The sequence below is a fragment of the Streptomyces chilikensis genome (genome assembly GCF_001642695.1).
Classification (GTDB): domain Bacteria; phylum Actinomycetota; class Actinomycetes; order Streptomycetales; family Streptomycetaceae; genus Streptomyces; species Streptomyces chilikensis.
The window spans coordinates 1-1,988 of sequence record NZ_LWCC02000035.1; the positions used below are offsets into that span (position 1 = coordinate 1).

Annotated in this window: 2 protein-coding genes and 1 pseudogene; all 3 read left to right on the forward strand. The window is 62.6% G+C overall.

Annotated elements, in window-relative coordinates; all coding sequences use genetic code 11:
- A partial coding sequence (locus tag A2U95_RS21420) for an RHS repeat-associated core domain-containing protein (protein ID WP_476756108.1) occupies positions 1–361 on the forward strand: 361 nt, incomplete at its 5' end.
- 1,009 nt (positions 362–1,370) lie between these two features.
- The gene (locus A2U95_RS21425) at positions 1,371–1,607 is read left to right on the forward strand and encodes a hypothetical protein (protein ID WP_166025772.1); all 237 of its coding nucleotides are present in this window, start codon (positions 1,371–1,373) and stop codon (positions 1,605–1,607) included.
- Positions 1,608–1,819: 212 nt separating this feature from the next.
- Positions 1,820–1,988: pseudogene (locus A2U95_RS21430) on the forward strand (RHS repeat-associated core domain-containing protein); the annotation flags it as partial.

Genomic DNA, 1,988 nt, shown 5'->3' on the forward strand with positions numbered 1-1,988 from the left:
CAGCCCCGACCCCTCCGGCCAGGAGAAGAACCCCTACCTCTACGCCGAGGGCGACCCCGTCAACCGCATCGACCCCCAGGGAACACTGTCGGTCGGCTCCGTCTTGGACGCGGTCTCGCTGGGCAACGGCTTCGCAACCGTCGGCAAGGCATGGAATGCGGCTTTGGACGGGAACTTCGGCACAGCGGCCGGCATTACCTTCGGGTTTGCCGTCAGTAAAGCCGTGGAAGGGGCGTGTATCGGCACAGCAGCGTATTTCTCGGGTGGCGCAGGAGCGGCTGCCGCCGCTGTGCCCTGCATGGCCGCAGGTGAGTACGCCGGATCCTTCGCAGAGGAAACGACAGTGAAGGCTTGGTCCTAATCGGAAGGGAAGCGGGTGGCGTCTGGCAGCGCCGCTCCTTCGTACCATAAGGAGAGGACATGCTTCGTATTGCCTCGGAAGGCGCGGGCTGGTGGATCCCTGAGGGCTGGGGACCTTACATATTTTTCGGGTCTCTTGCCTGCGTTCTGGTTATCATCCTCTACTTCCGGAAGCGCCAGCGGTGAGACCCTCACGGCACACCATCGGAACCCTTTTGCTGTGCGCAGCGTTCGTGGCTGCAATAACGCTGATCAGCATCGGCGCGCCACGATACATGGCGATCATCATCGCGACTCTCCTCATATTTGGCGGGCTTCACCTTCGACGAAGCGGTTGAATATCCAATCACATTTCGCTGCTCCTGTTTATCAAGGGCATCGAATCAGGGTTGTGGACGCGCCTCGGGATCGAATGGCGGAAGTTTGTGACATCCGAAACGGTTTTTGTCGCGGCATCGCCGGGAGGGGAATCAGGCGGAACCACAGAGCGGAACGCTCGGAGGGCTGCAAGGTGAGCTCTCAGGGCGGCTCTCCTCATCTGGATTGTCCGCAAGCAGGGCTGGTGAGCGCCGTCGGTCTCCGAACCTCGCCGTATGGAGTAGCGCAATGAAAGGCTTGACTGCAACCGTCGTCGTCGCTGGAGCCGGACTGGCTCTCGTGTTAGAGAGCGCTTCAGTAATTCCAATGCGCTGGCGTACAAGGCCGTCGGAGGCTTCTTGGTCGTCGGCGGCGTCCTCTGCTCGGCAGGTGTCTGGGGCTGACCGCAGCCTTTCTGCGAAAACGACGGCCGATGTGGACAGGAATCCAACCAAGGCGTGGGCTACTACTACCTCACCGACGCCATTGCCATCTCCGGGGCTGCCTGTACGGCGGGGGCAAGCATGGCCACCGCCGCAGGCATGCCGGCCCTCACGCCAGGAGTGGTCGCAATGTGCGGAATCGCCGCGGGCACAGTCAGCCGTGTCACGCCAGGTGCCATGGAAGATACCCTCAGCTAGGAGGCAGGAGTCATGAACGCTATGCCGGACGGCGGAGACCACCTTCGGGACAGAAACGAGGCACCTGAGGCTGTCATCACAGCTTCGATGTGGCTGGGTGTCTTCGCCGCTGTAGCACTGATTACGCTCGGAGTGATCGTTGCTTTCATCAAACCAGTGGTCGGAGTAGCAGTCAGTTTTGCGGGGGCGGTTTTCGCCGCCGGTATGTTCCTGGCCATTCGAGGCAGAAGGCGTACATCCGAGCGCTGACGTTCACGCCAGGCGTCCGTCGGATGGCCTCGGGCACCTTCACAATGCCCCGGATGTCGGAGCTTTACGGCTCGTAGCCGGGAAAACTGCAGGTAATGGCCACCTCTGGCAAATCCAGGGGCGGCCATTACCCGTTACGACCTCGTCGGCAACCTCACCTCGCAGGGCGTCGCCCCCGGCTGTCCCGCGGCGTCACCCGCGCCGCCGCCGCTGAAAAGATCCTCCAGCCCTACCGGTTCGCCGGCGGCTACCAGGACCCCACTGGCCTCTACCACTTCGCGGCCCGCTACTACGACCTCAGCATCGGCCGCTTCACCAGCCCCGACCCCTCCGGCCAGGAGAAGAATCCCTACCTCTACGCCGAAGGCGACCCCGTCAACC

Coding starts and splice junctions, on each gene's coding strand:
- A2U95_RS21425 (WP_166025772.1), top strand. CDS start 1,371: ATGAACGCTATGCCGGACGGCGGAGACCACCTTCGGGACAGAAACGAG.